Raw genomic sequence first — 15,984 nt, forward strand, 5'->3', positions numbered from 1 at the left:
TCCGGCAATCATGCCGGGGAACGCGAGGAGACGAGAAGTGAACCAGCAAAAGGCTCCAAGGGGGCGGGTTACCCTCCATGACGTCGCCCGTGCCTCCGGCGTATCGAAATCCACGGTTTCCAGATTGTTGGACGAGCGCCTTCCCCGTTCCGACAGCGAGAAGGCCCGCCATGTCCGCAAGGTGGCGGCCGAACTCGGATACATGCGCGATGTTTCCGCCGCGAGCCTTCGGCGCGGCAAGACGGGAATGATCGGCGTCATTGTTTCGCGGCTGACGGACACGGTGGTCGCGATGCTCTACGAATCGCTCTCGCGCGCTGCCGCGAAATCCGGACAATTCACCATTGTTGCAACAACGGAAGACGAACCGGACGCCGAGCGGCGCGCCGCCGACATGCTGTTGCACCGCGGTGTCGATGGGCTCGTCTTCGCCACCGCACGCGAAGGTTGCGGCTTCACCGAAGAATTGCAGCAGCGCGGCGTTCCCCATGTTCTGGTGCTGCGCCGAAACGGGACCAGCCGCGCCTCGATCGGCGACGATCCGTTGGGGGGATATCTCGCCACGCGCCATCTTCTCGATCTCGGGCACAGGAACATCGCCATCCTCGCCGGGCCGGACTACGCGCTGAACGCCCGCGATCGTGTCGCCGGATACCGAAACGCGCTGGAGGAGGCAGGCATGGAGATCCGGCCGGAGTGGATCGTGCCCTCGGCTTTCGGGATCGACGCCGGGTCGGAGGCGGCGGAAACCCTTCTTGCCACCGGCGAGATGCCGACCGCGATCTTTGCCGTCAACGACAACATCGCCATCGGCGCGCTCTCAACCCTGACCAGGCGCGGAATATCGGTTCCTGACGACGTATCGATGGTGGGTTACAACGACATTCCCCTGGTCCGGCATCTTCCGGTTCCGCTGACCTCAGTGAGAGTGCCTTTCGACCAGGTCGCGACCTCGGCGCTCGAATTGCTGGGGGCCGAGTCTCTGACCGAAAGGGACCGGGTTCGAATTGCCACGCCGACACTGATACCGCGTCGCTCGACGATCCCGTGCCGCTGAGGGAGCGGGGGTGACCCATAGACTTGGGACTCGCTCACTACTGCAAGGATTGGTCTCGTTCCGGCGGCGATTCGCCACCTCCGCCGCGGAATCTTATGGCAGACCTTGCCTGAGCACGGATCTCACGTCGCCTTCCATGATTGACATGTAAGCAATGACTCAATCGAGACCAGCATGACCACCAGCCCCACCGCCGAATTCCTGTCCAACGCCATCGAGACCTCGGGCCTGACCCAGCGCGAGATCGCGCAGAAGGCCGGGTTCGAGAAGCCCGACATCATCTCGATGATGAAACTGGGCGAGACCAAGGTGCCGATCGAACGTATCCGCGCCCTCGCAATAGCCTGCAACGTCGAGGCGAGCGATTTCCTGAGGGTAGCGTTGCAAGAGTGTCACCCCGAGATGTGGGGCGTCATGAATATGTTTTCGAGCCGAAGCTGACCGACCGCGAGATCGGCATCCTCCACGCGCGCATACGGCGTCATTGTCGGCTCCGGTGTTGCGGCATACGAACTACCGAAGCGGCGGATGGGGACACTTGTCGGCGGGTGAACAGGGTTCTTCTCTTTCCTGGCTGACGAATCGGCTGATCTCGGCCGATTGCGAGTTCGACATGACGGCGCGCATAACCAGATCGACCACGAAACGGCGGTGCTCCTCTTGGCCGGCCTCGGAGTGGATCGTGTCGCCGAAACCGGCGCTGAAACTGTGCCGGTTCGAGACGTTGTAGAAACAGAGCGCCGAGATCGTCCAGTGGAGCCGCACCGGTTCCAGCCCGGGCCGGAAGTGACCGCGCCGCACCCCCTCGGCATAGATCTCGCCGACCTGCTTCACGGCGCCCTGGTTCAGCTTCCGGATCGCTTCGGACTGCGCCAGGTGGACCGCGTCCTGCGTGTTCTCATGCGCGATCATGGCAACGAAATCGGGGTGCTCGCGATGGAAATCGAAGGTGAACTCCACCAAGCGGCGCAACGCATCCACCGGGTCGAGGCCCGAGAAGTCGATCTCGCCCTCACCCTCGCGCGCGCGTCGATACTCGGACTCGAGCGCTTCACGGTAGAGACCGAGCTTGTCGCCGAAATAATAGTAGATCATCCGCTTGGACGTCGCCGTCCTGCGGGCGATCTCGTCGATCCGAGTCCCGGAAAGCCCCTTGACCGAGAACTCCGACACCGCGACCTGAAGGATGTCGGCCTTCACGCTCTCAGGATCCTGTTTCCAGTGGGTTTTTCGCGCCTCTTTCTCCAGGACTGCCTCCCTCGGAACAAGTGGTCTCGATGCTGACGATTCCACTGATAACATGAAATGTCCGAGTTGGTACAAAATATTCTTTGACAATTGTACGGTATCGTACATTTTAGAAGTGTCGCCGGTCAGGAGGATTCGGCGGAGTGCGAACTGGGAGGAAAGACATGAACCGCAAACTCATCGGCGCGGCCGTCGCCGCGATCCTGACGGCTGCGCCCGCGCTGGCCGAATTCCCTGAGAAGGACCTGCAAGGCATCGTGATGTGGGGCGCCGGCGGGTCGACCGACACCGTGATGCGTTCGGTGACGCCGCACGCCGAGGAGGTGCTCGGCGGCAACGTGATCATCCAGAACATGACCGGTGGCGTCGGCGCAATCGCCACGAAATTCGTCGCCGCGCAGGAGGCCGACGGCTACACTCTGCTGCTCGGTGCCGAGAACCCGCAGCTCTACAAGGTCATGGGGCTCGGCGACATCGACTACTCGGAGTTCATTCCGATCAACATCCTTGCCCGCGGCGTGCCGGTCATCGTGGCCAACAACGATGCGCCCTTCAACACGTTCACGGAAATGGTGGATTACGTGAATGCCCACCCGAACGAAGTGAAGTTCGGCACCACCGGCCCCGGCGGCCTGCCTTCCACAGTCACCGCAATGGTGAGCAGCAAGGTCGATTTGCCGGTCACCGAGGTTCCTTATGACGGCGACGGCCCGGCGATCACCGCCCTGCAATCGGGCGCAATCGACGTGGTGCCGGTCGTGATGGGCGTGGCGATCGAGCATGTGAAGGCCGGCCGGGTGAAACCGATCGCGCTGATGGACACCGAGGCCAACCCGCTGATGCCCGATCTTCCGCCGATCACCGACGAATACCCGGACTACGCCACCTACCTGCCCTGGGGTCCCTTCTTCGGCGTATTCGTGAAAGACGGCACGCCGGACGAGGCGGTCGACAAGCTCAAGGCAGCTTATTCCGCGGGCGCCGAGCATCCGGACTTCAAGGCCCTGATGGAGAACCGCGGCTATTCGATCATGAATATCTCCGGGGACGAGGCGGTCAATTTCCTCGAGAAATATCAGTCGGTTACATCGTGGCTCGTCTTCGACGCGGGCATCGCCAAGGCGTCGCCGGAAGAATTCGGTATTCCGCGGCCCTGATCGGGTAGTCTACAACGGGAACCGCGGCGCCCATGCGGCAGCGCGGTTCCCAGCGCTCGGGAGGATGTCATGGGACCCAACAACACGCGCAAGCCCGGCGAGGCGATTTTCGCGCTCCTGTTGGTGCTCGTCAGCCTGGGCGCGCTCGCCAAGGCCTATGGGATCGCTGGCTTCGAGGGCCTGAGTTCGCCCGGCGCTTTCCCGATGGCCGCAGCGGCAATCATGCTTGCCTCCGCGCTGGTCGTCAGCGTGAACACGCTGCGCGCCACCCGCGACGGCGAGGCGGAGATGTTCCGCGATATACTGCCGGCGAACGCCGCGATCATGGCGGTACTGATCCTGCTCTATGCCATCGCCCTGCGCCCGCTCGGCTTCCTGCTGACGTCGCTGATCTTCCTCTTCGTCTCGACGCTGATCCTGGCGCGGCGCGGCGTGATATTCTCCGCCTTGGTTTCGGTCTTCAGCCTCGCGATCATCTACGTCATCTTTCGCCTGGTCTTCTCGGTGCTCATGCCCGAGGGCCTCGTGCCCGAACGCGAGATCCTCGCCTGGATTGGCAATCTCTTCGCCGGGAGCCAGCCGTGATAGAAGCCCTGCAATACCTCTCCATCGCTTGGCTCGATCCGAAGCTGCTGATGCTCGTCGCGCTTGGAACCTTCGCCGGCATCTACGTCGGCGCCATCCCGGGCCTCTCGGTGACCATGGCGGTCTCGATTCTGATCTCCTTCACCTTCTCCTGGGAGGTCTACGAAGCGCTCAGCCTGATGGTCGGCATTTACATGGGCGGGGTTTATGGCGGCTCGCGCACGGCGATACTCCTGAATATCCCCGGTGCGCCCTCGGCTATCGCCACGGCGCTCGACGGCTACCCGCTTGCCCAGCAGGGCAAGGCCGGCGAGGCTATCGGCCTGTCGACCACGATGTCCGCCGTCGGCGGCCTCCTGGGAATCATCGTGCTCGCCTTCGCCGCCCCGGCGGTCAGCGAGTTTGCATTGACCTTCCAACCACGCGACTACATGCTGCTGGCGGTCCTTGGCATCCTGCTCGTCGGCTCGCTCTCGGGCGAGAGCCTGACCAAGGGGATCTTCGCCGGCGCGCTCGGCCTCCTGATCGGCACCGTCGGGCTCGACCCGCTGACCGCCCAGGAGCGCTTCACCTTCGGTGTGGTCGAGCTCTGGGGCGGCATCAGCTTCGTCGCGGTGATGATCGGCATGTTCGGCGTGGCCGAGGCGCTGATCCAGCTGCGCCATCTCGAGATGGCCGCAGTGAAGCAGACGATCTCCCGCATCGTTCCGCACTGGTCGGACGTACGGAAATACCTGCCGCTCTCCCTGCAAACCTCGGTCATCGGCGTGATCATCGGCGCCCTGCCTGGAACGGGAGGGGACATTGCCGCGCTGATGGCATACGACCACGCCAAGCGCGTGACCAAGGATCCCGAGGTACCCTTCGGAGAGGGCGCCAAGGAGGGGCTGGTAGCCCCCGAGACGGCCAATAACGCGGCCATCGGCGGCGCCTTTATCCCGATGATCACGCTTGGAATCCCCGGTGACGCCGTGACCGCGATCATCATCGGCGCACTCTTCATCCACGGGCTCAACCCCGGCCCGATGCTGATGATCGAGAAACCCGACATGTTCTGGTTCATTGTCGGCGCATTGCTGCTGGCCAATCTCTTCATGCTGATCTTCGGCCTGACCGGCATTCGCATCTTCACCCGCATCGTTGAAATGCCGCGCGCGGTGCTGATCCCGCTGATCCTGATGCTGTCGATCGTCGGCGCTTTCGCTGTCAACAACTCGATCACCGATGTCTACTGGATGCTCGGTTTTGGCGTTCTGGGTTACTTCATGAAGCTCTACGGGTATCAGGTCGGCCCGGTGATCCTAGGTGTGATCCTCAGCCGGCTGATCGACGAGAACTGGCGACGGGCGATCATCTCCGATCAGGAGAGTCTCCCGCGTCTCTTCCAGGGCATTCTCACGAGCCCGCTCTCGCTCGTGCTCTTCGCCTCGGTGGTGCTGATCTTCGTCAGCCAGACGCCGCTGTGGAGCGCACTCAAGAAACAGCTTCGGGCGAAGACGGATTCCTCGCCCGACGCGTGACGTGCGCCTCCGACTGCCCGGGCCGGCAGCTTGCTCCCCGAGCTGCCGGAAAGGTGTCGAATGCCGGCAATGGCAGGAGATGTGCCGCTCATTTGACAGGCGCAACGCCAGATCAAGGAAGTAGCCATGCCCGATCTTCGCCTGGGTCACATCGGGGCAACATCTCCCGCTCGTCATCTCCCTGGCTGCACTGCTTAGGTGTTCAGTCCCGGCATCTGGTGGATTGGATCGGCGACGAATCTGTCCGGCTCTGACGTCCAGACTTTGCAAATGTATTCGTAGGGCGTGAGGCCGCTGAGCGTCTTGAGACGACGGGCGAAGTCGCAAGCCGCCATGAAGTCGGCGAGGTGGCCGCGGAGCTGGCCATGGTTGTCGCAGTTGAAACGTTTAACGGCGGCGTCTTAGATCGACCTGACCGTTCGTCGGGAAAACGGTTCGCCGGACCGTTTTCTGACCCTCCTCACTCTACGGATGATTGGGTTTGGTGAACCGGTATTATTTCCTGTTGGTTTCGCAGGTCGGCGTTAGTTGGGTGCGAATTCAATTGACACCCACATGGCACCCAGCCCTAGACAAAGAGTCTCAACGCTATGTGGAGAAACGCCCTACATAATTATTTTTGTTGGGTAATAATGGTGCCCGGGGGCGGAATCGAACCACCGACACGAGGATTTTCAATCCACTGCTCTACCCCTGAGCTACCCGGGCTTGGGAGCGCATCTGCGCTGGGTTCGTGCCTTCTAGACGCAGCGCAGGGCCAAGTCCAGAGGGGCCGAACAAAAAAGTCACGCCGGATCGGACCCTCTGTCCTGGTCCGATATCCGATCGTTTTCAGGGGTTTCGTCGGTCTGGATCGCGTAGCTGCCACGCAGCCAGCGAGCCAGGTCGACATCGGCGCAGCGGCGCGAGCAGAAGGGGCGGTAGCGCGCCGATTGGGCCTTGCCGCAGACCGGGCAGGTCACTGCAACGCCTCCCGCACCGCCCGGTCGAGCGGCAGGCGCTCGCGTTTGCGCTGCGCCTCGAAATGACCGAGCGGTGTCCAGCCGACGAGGGCGGTTTCCACCGGGTCGGATCGAAAGGCGGTGCGCAGGGCCTGCTCGATCTGGCGCCGGTCCTTCTTGGGCAGCGGCGCGAAATCGACGGTGATCTGCCCGCCCAGCCCGCGCAGGCGCAGGCATCTCGGAAGGGCGCGGGCAGCGGCCAGATTGGCCTTGAGCGCCGCGGCAGGCGAGAAATCCGTGCCGGTGTTGACGTCGACCGCAACCAGCGCCCGGGTGGGTTCGACAACGAGGCCGCCGCCGCCCGGAAGCGCCGTTTCCAGGGCGAGCGTTTCTGCCAGCGCGTCGAGCACGCCGCGCCCGACAAAGCAGTCTTCCTGCGTGACCACCTCGTCCGGATCGCCCCATTCACGCCAGGCCAGCGCGTACGAGTCCGCACCCTCGAGAAGGCGTTCCGGCGTCCCCTCGCCGTCGCTCAGGATCGCCTCGGCAAGGCTGCGCATGGCTGCGATGTCCTCGGCGATCTCGTCATCCGCCGCCGCGGCGGCCCCAGAGCGCAAGATGAGCCCGTGCTCGCTGCTTTCCATCGCCGCCTCGGCGAGCGATTTCAGCTCGACGCGCCGCTCTTCGTCACGGATCTGGCGGGAGACGTTCAGTCCCGGCGCCTCTGGCGTAACGATGGCGTATTTCGACTTGAAGAGAAGCTTCTGCGTCATCGGAGTCGCCTTGCCCGGCTCGGCAAAGCCCGTCGTCTGTGCCAGCACCGACTGACCCGCGGACAGCCCCTTCGCGTGGCGCAGGAACCCCGTTGCCCCGTCTGCAATCCGCACGAACACGCCGCCTTGCCCCTTCGCGGGGCGCTCGACGATCGCGCGATGGATCGTGCCGACCGGGTCCGGCCCGTCCGCGGGCGGGTCGACGAGAAAATCGTCCAGCGTTCCGTCGACAAATCGCGCGGCGGCAGCGCGGCCGGCGATGTGATCGAGAAAGACGCTCGTGCCCTTCATGCCGCGCTCCGGTAGAGCGGGTAGCCCGCGGCCATCAGAAGCCCCGCCGTCTCGGCGAGCGGCAGGCCGACGATGGCGGTGTAGGACCCCGAGATCCACGGAATGAAGGCGCCCGCCGGACCCTGGATCGAGTAGCCGCCGGCCTTGCCCTGCCAGTCGCCGGAGGCAAGATAGGCATTTACCTCGAGATCGCTCAGCATCTTCATTTTCACCGCGCTGACGCTGTCACGCTCCCAGAGACGCTGGCCCAGGCGCACGGCAACTGCGGTGATCACGCGGTGCCGGCGGCCGGAGAGCCTGTGTAGAAAATCCGCCGCCTCGCCGGCGTCGGCCGGCTTGCCGAGGATGCGGCGGCCGAGGGCGACAGTGGTGTCGGCGGACAACACGATCTCGTCCTCGCGCGCGGGGACGGCGAGGGCCTTCTCGCACGCCATGCGTTGGCAATAGGCACGCGCGAGCTCGCCCTTTCGCGGCGTCTCGTCGATATCGGGGGGGCGGATGTCGTCGGCCACCACGCCGATCTGCGCCAAGAGTTCGCGGCGGCGCGGGCTGCCCGAGCCGAGCACAAGGCGCATGGATCCGCCTTACTTGAAGCGGTAGTTGATACGACCCTTGGTGAGGTCGTAGGGGGTCATTTCGACCTGGACCCGGTCGCCGGCAAGGACGCGGATGCGGTTCTTGCGCATCTTTCCTGCCGTATGCGCGATGATTTCATGGCCGTTTTCCAGCTCGACCCTGAATGTCGCATTCGGCAGGAGCTCCTTCACGACACCGGGAAATTCGAGCAGTTCTTCCTTGGCCATGGTCACTCCAGAAGTGGTTTCAGTCAGCCCTCCTTCGAGGTGGGCGTTAAATGCGCCTTAAATACCGGCAAATCAAGGGCGATTGTGCGTGAGCGGGCGCAATGCGGCCTTGCCGGCGCAGGTCTCCGCCTCCGGCCAGTGGTCCAGCGGTGCAACCGCGCCGGTCGCTCGGGTTTCGGCAAGCGCGTCGCGACTGAGATCGGCGAGAACCCAACCGGCCGAATCGACCTCGCCTGCGGCGAGGATGCCGTCTTCGGGGAATCCCGTGTCGGGAGGCCCGAAGATTCCCGCCTGGCCGGTGTTGGCATCGACCACGACGCAGTCCGCAACGCCGCCGATCAGCGGCGCCTGGGCTACGACGCATTGGCCTTCGAGTGCACGGGCGCGGCTGGCGATCTGCACGCGGGCTTGGCCCGCGGGCGCCTCGGTGGAGGACGGGACCAGCAACAGGTCGGTTTCCAGCGCGGCGGCGAGCGCCGGGAACTCGCTGTCGTAGCAGATCAGCGCGCCGATCCGGCCGAGGTCGCAGTCGAATGGGCTCAGCGGCGCGCCGCTCGTAAGGGAGGTGGCCTCGCGTTCCCAGGGCGTCAGAACCTGCTTGTCCTGAAAACCCGAGCCGCCGGTCGGCGTGAAGAAACGTGCGCGATTGACGAGGCCGTAATCGGTTTCCTCGGGCAGCGACCCCGCAAGGAGGAAGAGCCCATGCCGCTGGGCCAACTCGCCGCAGAGCGCGGCGTAGTCCGGCGCCGCCGCCGCGGCGAGCCGACACCATTCCTCCGCGGTCTCGGCCTCTGCCTCGCCGGCGCATGCGGCCTCCATTCCGGCATATTCCGGCAGCAGGGCGAGGTCCGCCCCGGCCCGGGCTGCTTCTCCGAGCCAGTGATCGAGCTTGGCGGCAAGCGCGTCCCACCCGGGCAGGCCCTCGATCGGGTAGGCCGCCGCGGCAATCCGGATATCCTGTGCGAGGCTCATAGCGTGGTCTCCCAGAATTGGAGCTGTTTCGTGCTGGTTTTCGTCTCGTCGATGTCCTTCCAGCGGAAGCTGGCGACGATCCCGGGACGCGGGGCGTAGCCGCGCCGGCGCCAGAAGCCGTCGAGCGGGCGATAGCTGGCGGGGCGCAGCGGGTGGTCTGGCGGACGGATCACGGCACAGAAGACGGACCGCTTGCGGCCGAGCGCGCGCGCATGAGCCTCGCGGAAATCGAAGAAGGCGTGGCCCGTCCCCTGACCGCGATAGGCGGGCAAGAGCACGCTTTCGGCGCAATAGAAGACGTCGCGCGGGTCAAGGCCGGCCCGGGCCAGCGGGTCCGCGAATTCCGCGGCATGCGCCTCCATCGGCGTGCCGGTGGCAGCTCCGACCAGGCGTACGCCGTCGAAAGCGCCGACGAGAATGGCGTCGGGCGTCGACTCGTAGGTCGCCAGGTAGTTGCGCTCATAGGCGAGGTCGCCATCGTAGAGATAGGGAAAGTCGCGGAAGACGGCGATCCGGAGCGCCGCCAGATCGTCGAGTGCCGCCGCGATCGCCGCGCCGGAGAGCGGCCGGATCTCGAGGCTCATGATGCGCCCTCGAGCGGCGGGCCGAAACGGGCGACGAGCCGCTCGACGATCTGGTCCCGTGACTGCCGGTAGCGGGCGAGCTTCTCGGCGCGCGTCTCGCCGAGGCCAGTCGGATCCATGATCGGCCAGTATTCGACATCGAGATGGTAATAGCGGGTGAGTTCCAGCGCCTTGCGCTGGCTGGCCGGCGAGAGCGCCACGATTAGGTCGAACCCGCCGAGATCGTCCCCCCAGTCCTGCATCTCGTCGAAGCTGCGGGCGCGGTGTCGCGAGAGATCGACATCCATCTCCTTGCAGGTGGCGATGCAGAAGCCGTCTATCTCGAGGTCATTCCGCACCCCGGCCGACTGGATGTAGAAGGAATGCGAATAGAACAGCTTGGCGATCCCTTCGGCCATCGGCGAGCGCACCACGTTGTGGTCGCAGGTGAAGAGGACCGACGCCGGGAAGTCACCCATCGTTCAGCCCCCGAAATGCAGCACGCAGATAAGAGTGAAGAGGCGTCTCGCGGTGTCGACATCGACTTCCGCCTTTCCTTCGAGCCGCTCCAGGAGGACCCGGGCCCCCTCGTTGTGGATGCCGCGACGGGCCATGTCGATGGTCTCGATCTGGGAGGGCGGCATTGTCTTGACGGCTGAGAAATAGCTCTCGCAGATCTGGAAGTAATCCTTCACCACCTGCCGGAACGGGCTGAGGGAGAGGTGGAACTCGCCGACCTTCTCGCGCTCCTTTGTCGTGATATCGAAGACCAGCCGGCGATCCCTGATGGCCAGCGACAGCCGGTACGGCCCCTCGGGGACCGGGGCATCGTCGTGGCGCGGCGGAAGGGCGAAGGAATTGTCCTCCAGAAGGTCGAAGATGGCGACCTTGCGCTCCTGTTCGATCTCCGGCGTCGGCCTGGCATGGCCCGCCTCGTCGATCTCGATATGGCAAATCCGGTTCGCACTCATTGTCCGCCCTCGTTGAGACGGTCGAGCCGCGCGCGGACTGAGAGGCCGTGCGCCTCTAGGCTCTCGGAAATCGCCAGCGTCTCGGCCGCCGGGCCGATTGCCGCGAGCGCGCCTGGCGACATGCGCGCCAGCGTGGTCCGCTTGAGAAAATCGATCACCGAGAGGCCGGAGGAGAACCGCGCCGAGCGCGCGGTGGGCAAGACGTGGTTCGGCCCGCCGACATAATCGCCGATCGCCTCGGGCGTCCATGCGCCGAGGAAGATCGCGCCGGCGTGGCGGATTCTGTCCGAGAGCGCTTCCGGATCGGCAACGCAGATTTCCAGGTGTTCCGGCGCGACCCGGTTGGTCAGCGTGGCCGCCTCGTCGAGATCCCGAACGGTGATGATCGCACCAAAGTCGCGCCAGGACGGTCCGGCGATGTCACGCCGCGCCAGCGTTTCGAGGCGCGCCTCGACCGCCCGGGCCACGGCACTACCGAACGCCGCGTCCGGCGTGACGAGGATCGCCTGTGCGCTTTCGTCGTGCTCGGCCTGGCTCAGCAGGTCGACGGCGATCCAGTCCGGGTCGTTCTCGGCATCGGCGATCACGAGAATCTCGGAAGGACCCGCGATCATGTCGATCCCGACGGCGCCGAAGACGCGGCGTTTCGCGGCGGCGACATAGGCATTGCCCGGCCCGGTGATCTTGTCCACCGGCGCGATCGTTTCGGTCCCATAGGCAAGCGCGGCAATCGCCTGCGCACCGCCCACGCGGTAGATCGCGTCGACCCCGGCGATCCGCGCCGCCATCAGGACGGCCGGGTTGACCGCGCCTTCGGGTGTCGGAACGGCTACGACCAACCGCTCGACCCCGGCGACCCGCGCCGGGATGGCGTTCATCAGCACCGAGGACGGGTAGGACGCGAGCCCGCCCGGCACGTAGAGCCCCGCCGCCTCGACCGCCGTCCAGCGCCAGCCGAGCGTGGCGCCATCCGGATCGGTCCAAAGCTCGTCCTTGGGCATCTGGCGGACGTGGTAGGCGCGGATGCGCTCGGCTGCGCGCTCCAGCGCCTTGCGTTCGGCGTCGGGCACCTCGGCGCAGGCCGCTTCGATCTCGTCTTCCGAAAACGCCAGCGTTTCCGGCGTCAGCGCGAACCGGTCGAACCGCTCGGTCAACTCGATAACGGCGGCATCGCCGCGGCGGCGCACGTCTTCGATGATCCCGGCCACGACCGCGTCAACGTCCGGCGCGTTCTCGCGCTTCGTTGTCAGGAAGGCGGCAAAACGGCTTTCGAAGTCCGGCTGGGAGGTGTCGAGGAACTGGGGCATGGACTCTCCTTGTCGGAGCCCCTGATAACCCTCCGACGAAGGCGTCTCAAGCGCAAGCGTCGGCTCAGGCGCCGTGATCCGGGACGTGGCCCGACGGGGCGATATAGGGCCTGGTGACATCGCGCAGGGTGGCATTGATGCATTCGACATCCAGCGCGATCGCGCCGTCTCCGGCGAGCACCAGGTGCAGGCGGCCCGCGCCGTCCTCGCCGGGCTCGAACTCGAGCGACAGCAGCGAGAGCACCGTGTCGGTCTCGGTCCTGTCGATCCCCTGGCTCGCGACGTGGAGCACATCTTCGAAGATGAGCAGACTCTGCACTCGCTCATAGGGCCGGCCGCGACGCTCCGCCGCCGCACGATCCTCCCAGCGGAAGCGGTTGAGCAGCAACGCGAAACGCCGGGCGCCGCGCTCCCACCGCATCTCGGTCATCGGGAACACCGCGTCCTGGACCATCGCCGAGACGATCTTCAGGTCCTCGGCATCGATTGCCGAGACATGTACCGGGCGTTCCGCCCCGTCTTCGAATGTTGCGTCAACCATCTTCCCTGACCCGTTCGATATCGGCCCCGACCTCACTCAGCTTCTCCTCGACCCGCTCGTATCCACGGTCGAGGTGATAGACCCGGTTCACCACCGTTTCACCCTCTGCGCCGAGCGCGGCGAGGATTAGGGACACCGAGGCCCGCAGGTCCGTCGCCATAACCGGCGCGCCGCGCAGCTTCTCCACGCCGGTGACCGTCGCCACGCCGCCCTGGACGTCAATCCTCGCGCCCATACGGATAAGCTCCGGCGCGTGCATGAACCGGTTCTCGAAGATCCGCTCCTCAAGCACGCTCACCCCGTCGGCGGTGCACATGACCGCCATCATCTGCGCCTGAAGGTCGGTCGGAAAGCCGGGGAAAACCTCGGTCACGACGTTGACCGCGTCCACCCGACCGTTGCGCCGCGTCACGCGCAGGCCGCGGGCGGTTCCGGACACCTCGATGCCACAGGCGTCCAGTTTCTCGCAGAAGGCGCCGAGCAGGTCCATCCGGCCGCCGACCAGCTCAACCTCGCCGCCAGCGATCGCCGGTGCGAGCATGTAGGTGCCGGTTTCGATCCGGTCGGCCACGACCGGGTGGGTCGCGCCATGCAGCCGCTCGACGCCCTGGATCGTGATCGTGTCTCCGCCTTCGCCGTCGATCTCCGCGCCCATCTTGCGCAGGCAGTGCACGAGATCGACGATCTCCGGCTCCCGCGCCGCGTTGCGCAACACCGTCGTCCCCCGCGCCAGCGTCGCCGCCATCACCACATTCTCGGTCGCCCCCACCGAGGCGAAGCGCAGCGTGATATCTGCGCCCTTCAGCCCGCCGGGTGCCTTGGCGTGCAGATAGCCCTCGCGCAGATCGATCTCGGCGCCCATCTGTTCGAGCGCGGAGATATGGATGTCCATCGGTCGCGCGCCGATGGCACAGCCGCCGGGGAGCGAAACGACGGCGTGACCGTGCCGCGCCAGCAGCGGGCCGAGCACCAGGTTCGAGGCGCGCATCTTGCGCACGATGTCATAGTCCGCAACGTGCGTGTCGGCGGCGTGGCTCGACATCGCAAGCACCTTGCCGTCCTGCATCGTCGATATCTCTGCGCCCAGCGATTCGAGCAGCAGCGTCATCGTGCGGATGTCCGAGAGCCGCGGCGCATTGGTCAGCGTCAGCGGCTCCTCGCTGAGAAGCGTGGCCGGCATCAGCGCGAGACATGCGTTCTTCGCCCCCGAGATCGCGATCTCGCCCTTCAGCGGGCCATTGCCTCGCACAAGGATCCTATCCATTCCGCTCCGCCTCTCCTGCGTTGTCCCGGCCCGTTTCCGTGCTGTCGGCCGCATCCTCGGCACTGCGTGCCCGCGCCTGCGCCTTGCGTCGCGCGAGATTTGCCTTAAGCGCCTGTTTCAGCCGCGCGTCGCGATCGCTGCCGCCACCGGACCCCGTGTCGTTTCTGCTCATGTGCCGCGATTACGCGAGCCCGTGACGCAGGTCCAGACCACGCCGCGGAACGAACGGTCATTTCCCGGAACTGGTGCAAGAATCCGCTTGCACACCCGGTTGCGGAGCGTATATCCCGCCCTCACTTCGTTGCTGCCGTAGCTCAGGGGTAGAGCACTCCCTTGGTAAGGGAGAGGTCGAGAGTTCGAATCTCTCCGGCAGCACCATGAAAATCCTTGCAAATACAAGAAGTAACGCGTCTCTGGCTAGGCTAGGTGGGCGTTCGTGCGAGTTCCGGGGCATCGCTTGGGGCATCCGAACGTGTGTTCGGTTGTAGTGTGGCAACTGCCCGCCCTTACTTCTTGTCGGTTCGCGACAGCATCGTGCCGAGGTTCACGGTCATCCAACCTTTTCCCCTTGCGGATTTCAGTGAGGCCGAGCCGCTCGGCCCTGCGCAACCAACCCGTGACCCAGTGGTCTCGGTTACTCACGGGGCGCTAAACCTCTCTTGCCAAAGCACGGACAGTGCAACACCGTTTAGGATATGTCCAACATGGTCTGGAATCGTCCGAAATTGAAGCGTACACGCAATCATCGGTATGTCGAACTGAAGTAGTATCCGAAGCGTTAGAAGAATGCGGTGTGAGGGAAGAATGCTGTCAAAGCATGAAATGACCGATGGTAGGGCAAGACTTCAAAAGATCTTGAATGATAGACCTCCCAACAGCACTGAATGGAACGAAGCCCAAAATCGTTTCCAATTTGTTGATCGCCTTTTGACGGAGTGCCTCGGATGGCAGGTTCCGTATATTAGTGTCGAAGAACCAGATGGTGATGGCGGGCGGATTGACTACGAGTTAGGGAAACCAGCAAAAGCGATCCTTGAGGCCAAGCGTGAGGCAGTCTATTTTGGTGACTTGCCCGGCAACAAACGCATGCAGGTGCGAAAACTGAAGCCGCTGCTTGAGGCGTCTGCAGAGCTAAAAGCGACGTTTATGCAGTGCCTACAGTACTGCGCGCTGAAGGGGGTCTGGCTCGGAATTGTTTGCAATGGCCCTCAGCTCATGGTCTTTCAAGCATTCAGCCAGCATGGAAGTCCGATAGATGGAGAGTGTTATTTCTTTGACGGATTTCAAAGCTATTTAGAAAATTTTAGCTTACTTTGGAAGATACTTTCTCCAGAGGGAATTGAGGAAAATAGAGCCTACCGAGACATTGCCCTGCATCGCTCCCCGCGCATTCCGCCAAAGGCCTCAGAGACAATTGCGGACCCGATGCGCTACCGATATCGCAGCGACTTTCAGGAAAATATTCGAACGCTGGCCACCCTATTGTTGGAAGAAATTGAAGACAATAGAGAGGTTAGGAAGAGCTTTTATCGAGACTGTTATGTTTCCGTCGATGCCAACAACCGACACACCCTCCTCAGCAAGCAAATCATCAATAACCGCTACAAAAGAGTGGCCGACAATGGCGTAGCACCGAAAAAGTTGAACTTGACCAAGGGAAACACGGATGGCGGCGGCATCTTTTCCGACCCTGAACTTGAAGGGGCATTTTCTTCTCGGCCAGTTGTTGTGCTTGGTGATGTTGGTGTCGGGAAAACTTCGTTTTTTGAAAACCTTTCTTTCCAGATCGATGAATCTCAACATGACAACACGATATTTCTTCACCTCAATCTCGGGCAGCAAGGTAGCATCGCGACGGACTTGCGTGTCAACGGCGGTGCGATTTCCTGCCAGAGGGCAGCACAAAATCCGGCCAGTTCCAGCGTGATCGGCGCCCCGGCAGACGCGCTCCCTATGTAGCTGGCGGTTGCCGGGGCGCCTTGGTCCGCGAG

19 protein-coding genes, 2 tRNA genes and 1 pseudogene are annotated in these 15,984 nt (G+C 63.9%); 7 read left to right on the forward strand and 15 right to left on the reverse strand.

The features are described from left to right. Positions 1-37 precede the first annotated feature (37 nt). Together EU800_RS18075 and EU800_RS18080 are read left to right on the forward strand one after the other, a co-directional pair. Positions 38-1,057 carry a LacI family DNA-binding transcriptional regulator gene (locus EU800_RS18075; RefSeq protein ID WP_242500624.1) on the forward strand — a complete coding sequence of 340 codons (1,020 nt, stop codon included), beginning with the start codon at positions 38-40 and terminating at the stop codon, positions 1,055-1,057. 174 nt (positions 1,058-1,231) lie between these two features. Continuing rightward, entirely contained in the window at positions 1,232-1,498 is a 267-nt protein-coding gene (locus EU800_RS18080; RefSeq protein ID WP_129634432.1) for a helix-turn-helix transcriptional regulator, read from the forward strand. Between the two features lie 72 nt (positions 1,499-1,570). On the opposite strand, the gene EU800_RS18085 is transcribed toward EU800_RS18080, so the two are convergent. Further along, on the reverse strand, positions 1,571-2,257 hold the full coding sequence (locus tag EU800_RS18085; RefSeq protein WP_242500625.1) for a TetR/AcrR family transcriptional regulator: 687 nt from the start codon (positions 2,255-2,257) through the stop codon (positions 1,571-1,573). Between the two features lie 212 nt (positions 2,258-2,469). On the opposite strand from EU800_RS18085, the gene EU800_RS18090 reads away from it, so the two are divergent. The 3 genes from EU800_RS18090 (at position 2,470) to EU800_RS18100 (ending at position 5,567) form a co-directional block, all read left to right on the forward strand. Next, the gene (locus tag EU800_RS18090) at positions 2,470-3,462 is read left to right on the forward strand and encodes a tripartite tricarboxylate transporter substrate binding protein (RefSeq protein WP_129634434.1); all 993 of its coding nucleotides are present in this window, start codon (positions 2,470-2,472) and stop codon (positions 3,460-3,462) included. Between the two features lie 69 nt (positions 3,463-3,531). Next, entirely contained in the window at positions 3,532-4,047 is a 516-nt protein-coding gene (locus tag EU800_RS18095) for a tripartite tricarboxylate transporter TctB family protein (protein WP_129634435.1), read from the forward strand. A 50-nt stretch (positions 4,048-4,097) separates the two neighbouring features. Then, the gene (locus tag EU800_RS18100; protein WP_129634451.1) at positions 4,098-5,567 is read left to right on the forward strand and encodes a tripartite tricarboxylate transporter permease; all 1,470 of its coding nucleotides are present in this window, start codon (positions 4,098-4,100) and stop codon (positions 5,565-5,567) included. A 194-nt stretch (positions 5,568-5,761) separates the two neighbouring features. Here the strand turns inward: EU800_RS18100 and EU800_RS27590 are convergent. From EU800_RS27590 to EU800_RS18170, 14 genes and pseudogenes are all read right to left on the reverse strand, one after another. Then, a pseudogene (locus EU800_RS27590) lies at positions 5,762-5,968 on the reverse strand (IS481 family transposase); the annotation flags it as partial. A 232-nt stretch (positions 5,969-6,200) separates the two neighbouring features. Then, a tRNA-Phe gene (locus tag EU800_RS18110) sits at positions 6,201-6,275 on the reverse strand. Positions 6,276-6,352: 77 nt separating this feature from the next. Beyond that, positions 6,353-6,529, reverse strand: a complete 177-nt coding sequence (locus EU800_RS18115) for a DNA gyrase inhibitor YacG (protein ID WP_129634436.1) — start codon at positions 6,527-6,529, stop codon at positions 6,353-6,355. Beyond that, complete coding sequence (locus EU800_RS18120; RefSeq protein WP_129634437.1) at positions 6,526-7,572, reverse strand: ribonuclease E/G; 1,047 nt, start codon at positions 7,570-7,572, stop codon at positions 6,526-6,528. The genes EU800_RS18115 and EU800_RS18120 overlap by 4 nt, the downstream gene beginning before the upstream one ends. Continuing rightward, positions 7,569-8,147: a nucleoside triphosphate pyrophosphatase gene (locus EU800_RS18125; protein WP_129634438.1), complete on the reverse strand. Its 579-nt coding sequence runs from the start codon at positions 8,145-8,147 to the stop codon at positions 7,569-7,571. Before EU800_RS18125 ends, EU800_RS18120 begins: the two co-directional genes overlap by 4 nt. Before the next feature lie 9 nt (positions 8,148-8,156). After that, entirely contained in the window at positions 8,157-8,375 is a 219-nt protein-coding gene (gene infA / locus EU800_RS18130) for a translation initiation factor IF-1 (protein ID WP_021097168.1), read from the reverse strand. A gap of 72 nt (positions 8,376-8,447) precedes the next feature. After that, positions 8,448-9,347: a nitrilase-related carbon-nitrogen hydrolase gene (locus tag EU800_RS18135; protein ID WP_129634439.1), complete on the reverse strand. Its 900-nt coding sequence runs from the start codon at positions 9,345-9,347 to the stop codon at positions 8,448-8,450. Further along, complete coding sequence (locus tag EU800_RS18140; protein WP_129634440.1) at positions 9,344-9,931, reverse strand: GNAT family N-acetyltransferase; 588 nt, start codon at positions 9,929-9,931, stop codon at positions 9,344-9,346. The genes EU800_RS18135 and EU800_RS18140 overlap by 4 nt, the downstream gene beginning before the upstream one ends. Then, on the reverse strand, positions 9,928-10,389 hold the full coding sequence (locus EU800_RS18145) for a low molecular weight phosphatase family protein (RefSeq protein ID WP_129634441.1): 462 nt from the start codon (positions 10,387-10,389) through the stop codon (positions 9,928-9,930). The genes EU800_RS18140 and EU800_RS18145 overlap by 4 nt, the downstream gene beginning before the upstream one ends. Before the next feature lie 3 nt (positions 10,390-10,392). Continuing rightward, positions 10,393-10,881: a UPF0262 family protein gene (locus EU800_RS18150; protein ID WP_129634442.1), complete on the reverse strand. Its 489-nt coding sequence runs from the start codon at positions 10,879-10,881 to the stop codon at positions 10,393-10,395. Next, positions 10,878-12,188, reverse strand: coding sequence for a histidinol dehydrogenase (hisD, locus tag EU800_RS18155; RefSeq protein ID WP_129634443.1), 1,311 nt, complete (start codon positions 12,186-12,188; stop codon positions 10,878-10,880). Before hisD ends, EU800_RS18150 begins: the two co-directional genes overlap by 4 nt. A gap of 64 nt (positions 12,189-12,252) precedes the next feature. Then, positions 12,253-12,729, reverse strand: coding sequence for a DUF2948 family protein (locus tag EU800_RS18160; RefSeq protein ID WP_129634444.1), 477 nt, complete (start codon positions 12,727-12,729; stop codon positions 12,253-12,255). Beyond that, a complete protein-coding gene (murA, locus tag EU800_RS18165) occupies positions 12,722-13,993 on the reverse strand; it encodes a UDP-N-acetylglucosamine 1-carboxyvinyltransferase (RefSeq protein WP_129634445.1) in 1,272 nt (423 codons plus the stop codon). The genes EU800_RS18160 and murA overlap by 8 nt, the downstream gene beginning before the upstream one ends. Next, on the reverse strand, positions 13,986-14,165 hold the full coding sequence (locus EU800_RS18170) for a hypothetical protein (RefSeq protein WP_129634446.1): 180 nt from the start codon (positions 14,163-14,165) through the stop codon (positions 13,986-13,988). Before EU800_RS18170 ends, murA begins: the two co-directional genes overlap by 8 nt. A gap of 131 nt (positions 14,166-14,296) precedes the next feature. Here EU800_RS18170 and EU800_RS18175 point away from each other — a divergent pair. Both EU800_RS18175 and EU800_RS18180 read left to right on the forward strand, forming a co-directional pair. Beyond that, positions 14,297-14,371: transfer RNA gene (locus EU800_RS18175), tRNA-Thr, on the forward strand. 426 nt (positions 14,372-14,797) lie between these two features. After that, positions 14,798-15,952 carry a hypothetical protein gene (locus tag EU800_RS18180; protein WP_129634447.1) on the forward strand — a complete coding sequence of 385 codons (1,155 nt, stop codon included), beginning with the start codon at positions 14,798-14,800 and terminating at the stop codon, positions 15,950-15,952. The last annotated feature ends 32 nt before the right edge of the window (positions 15,953-15,984 follow it).

The organism is Tropicimonas sp. IMCC6043, from assembly GCF_004146235.1.
Taxonomy (GTDB): Bacteria; Pseudomonadota; Alphaproteobacteria; order Rhodobacterales; family Rhodobacteraceae; genus Tropicimonas.

Bases quoted from the DNA above. Each gene is read 5' to 3' on its own strand.
- EU800_RS18080 (WP_129634432.1), top strand. From the start codon at position 1,232: ATGACCACCAGCCCCACCGCCGAATTCCTGTCCAACGCCATCGAGACC.
- EU800_RS18090 (WP_129634434.1), top strand. From the start codon at position 2,470: ATGAACCGCAAACTCATCGGCGCGGCCGTCGCCGCGATCCTGACGGCT.
- EU800_RS18095 (WP_129634435.1), top strand. From the start codon at position 3,532: ATGGGACCCAACAACACGCGCAAGCCCGGCGAGGCGATTTTCGCGCTC.
- EU800_RS18100 (WP_129634451.1), top strand. From the start codon at position 4,098: ATGCTCGTCGCGCTTGGAACCTTCGCCGGCATCTACGTCGGCGCCATC.
- EU800_RS18120 (WP_129634437.1), bottom strand. From the start codon at position 7,572: ATGAAGGGCACGAGCGTCTTTCTCGATCACATCGCCGGCCGCGCTGCC.
- EU800_RS18125 (WP_129634438.1), bottom strand. From the start codon at position 8,147: ATGCGCCTTGTGCTCGGCTCGGGCAGCCCGCGCCGCCGCGAACTCTTG.
- infA (WP_021097168.1), bottom strand. From the start codon at position 8,375: ATGGCCAAGGAAGAACTGCTCGAATTTCCCGGTGTCGTGAAGGAGCTC.
- EU800_RS18135 (WP_129634439.1), bottom strand. From the start codon at position 9,347: ATGAGCCTCGCACAGGATATCCGGATTGCCGCGGCGGCCTACCCGATC.
- EU800_RS18140 (WP_129634440.1), bottom strand. From the start codon at position 9,931: ATGAGCCTCGAGATCCGGCCGCTCTCCGGCGCGGCGATCGCGGCGGCA.
- EU800_RS18145 (WP_129634441.1), bottom strand. From the start codon at position 10,389: ATGGGTGACTTCCCGGCGTCGGTCCTCTTCACCTGCGACCACAACGTG.
- EU800_RS18150 (WP_129634442.1), bottom strand. From the start codon at position 10,881: ATGAGTGCGAACCGGATTTGCCATATCGAGATCGACGAGGCGGGCCAT.
- hisD (WP_129634443.1), bottom strand. From the start codon at position 12,188: ATGCCCCAGTTCCTCGACACCTCCCAGCCGGACTTCGAAAGCCGTTTT.
- EU800_RS18160 (WP_129634444.1), bottom strand. From the start codon at position 12,729: ATGGTTGACGCAACATTCGAAGACGGGGCGGAACGCCCGGTACATGTC.
- murA (WP_129634445.1), bottom strand. From the start codon at position 13,993: ATGGATAGGATCCTTGTGCGAGGCAATGGCCCGCTGAAGGGCGAGATC.
- EU800_RS18170 (WP_129634446.1), bottom strand. From the start codon at position 14,165: ATGAGCAGAAACGACACGGGGTCCGGTGGCGGCAGCGATCGCGACGCG.
- EU800_RS18180 (WP_129634447.1), top strand. From the start codon at position 14,798: ATGCTGTCAAAGCATGAAATGACCGATGGTAGGGCAAGACTTCAAAAG.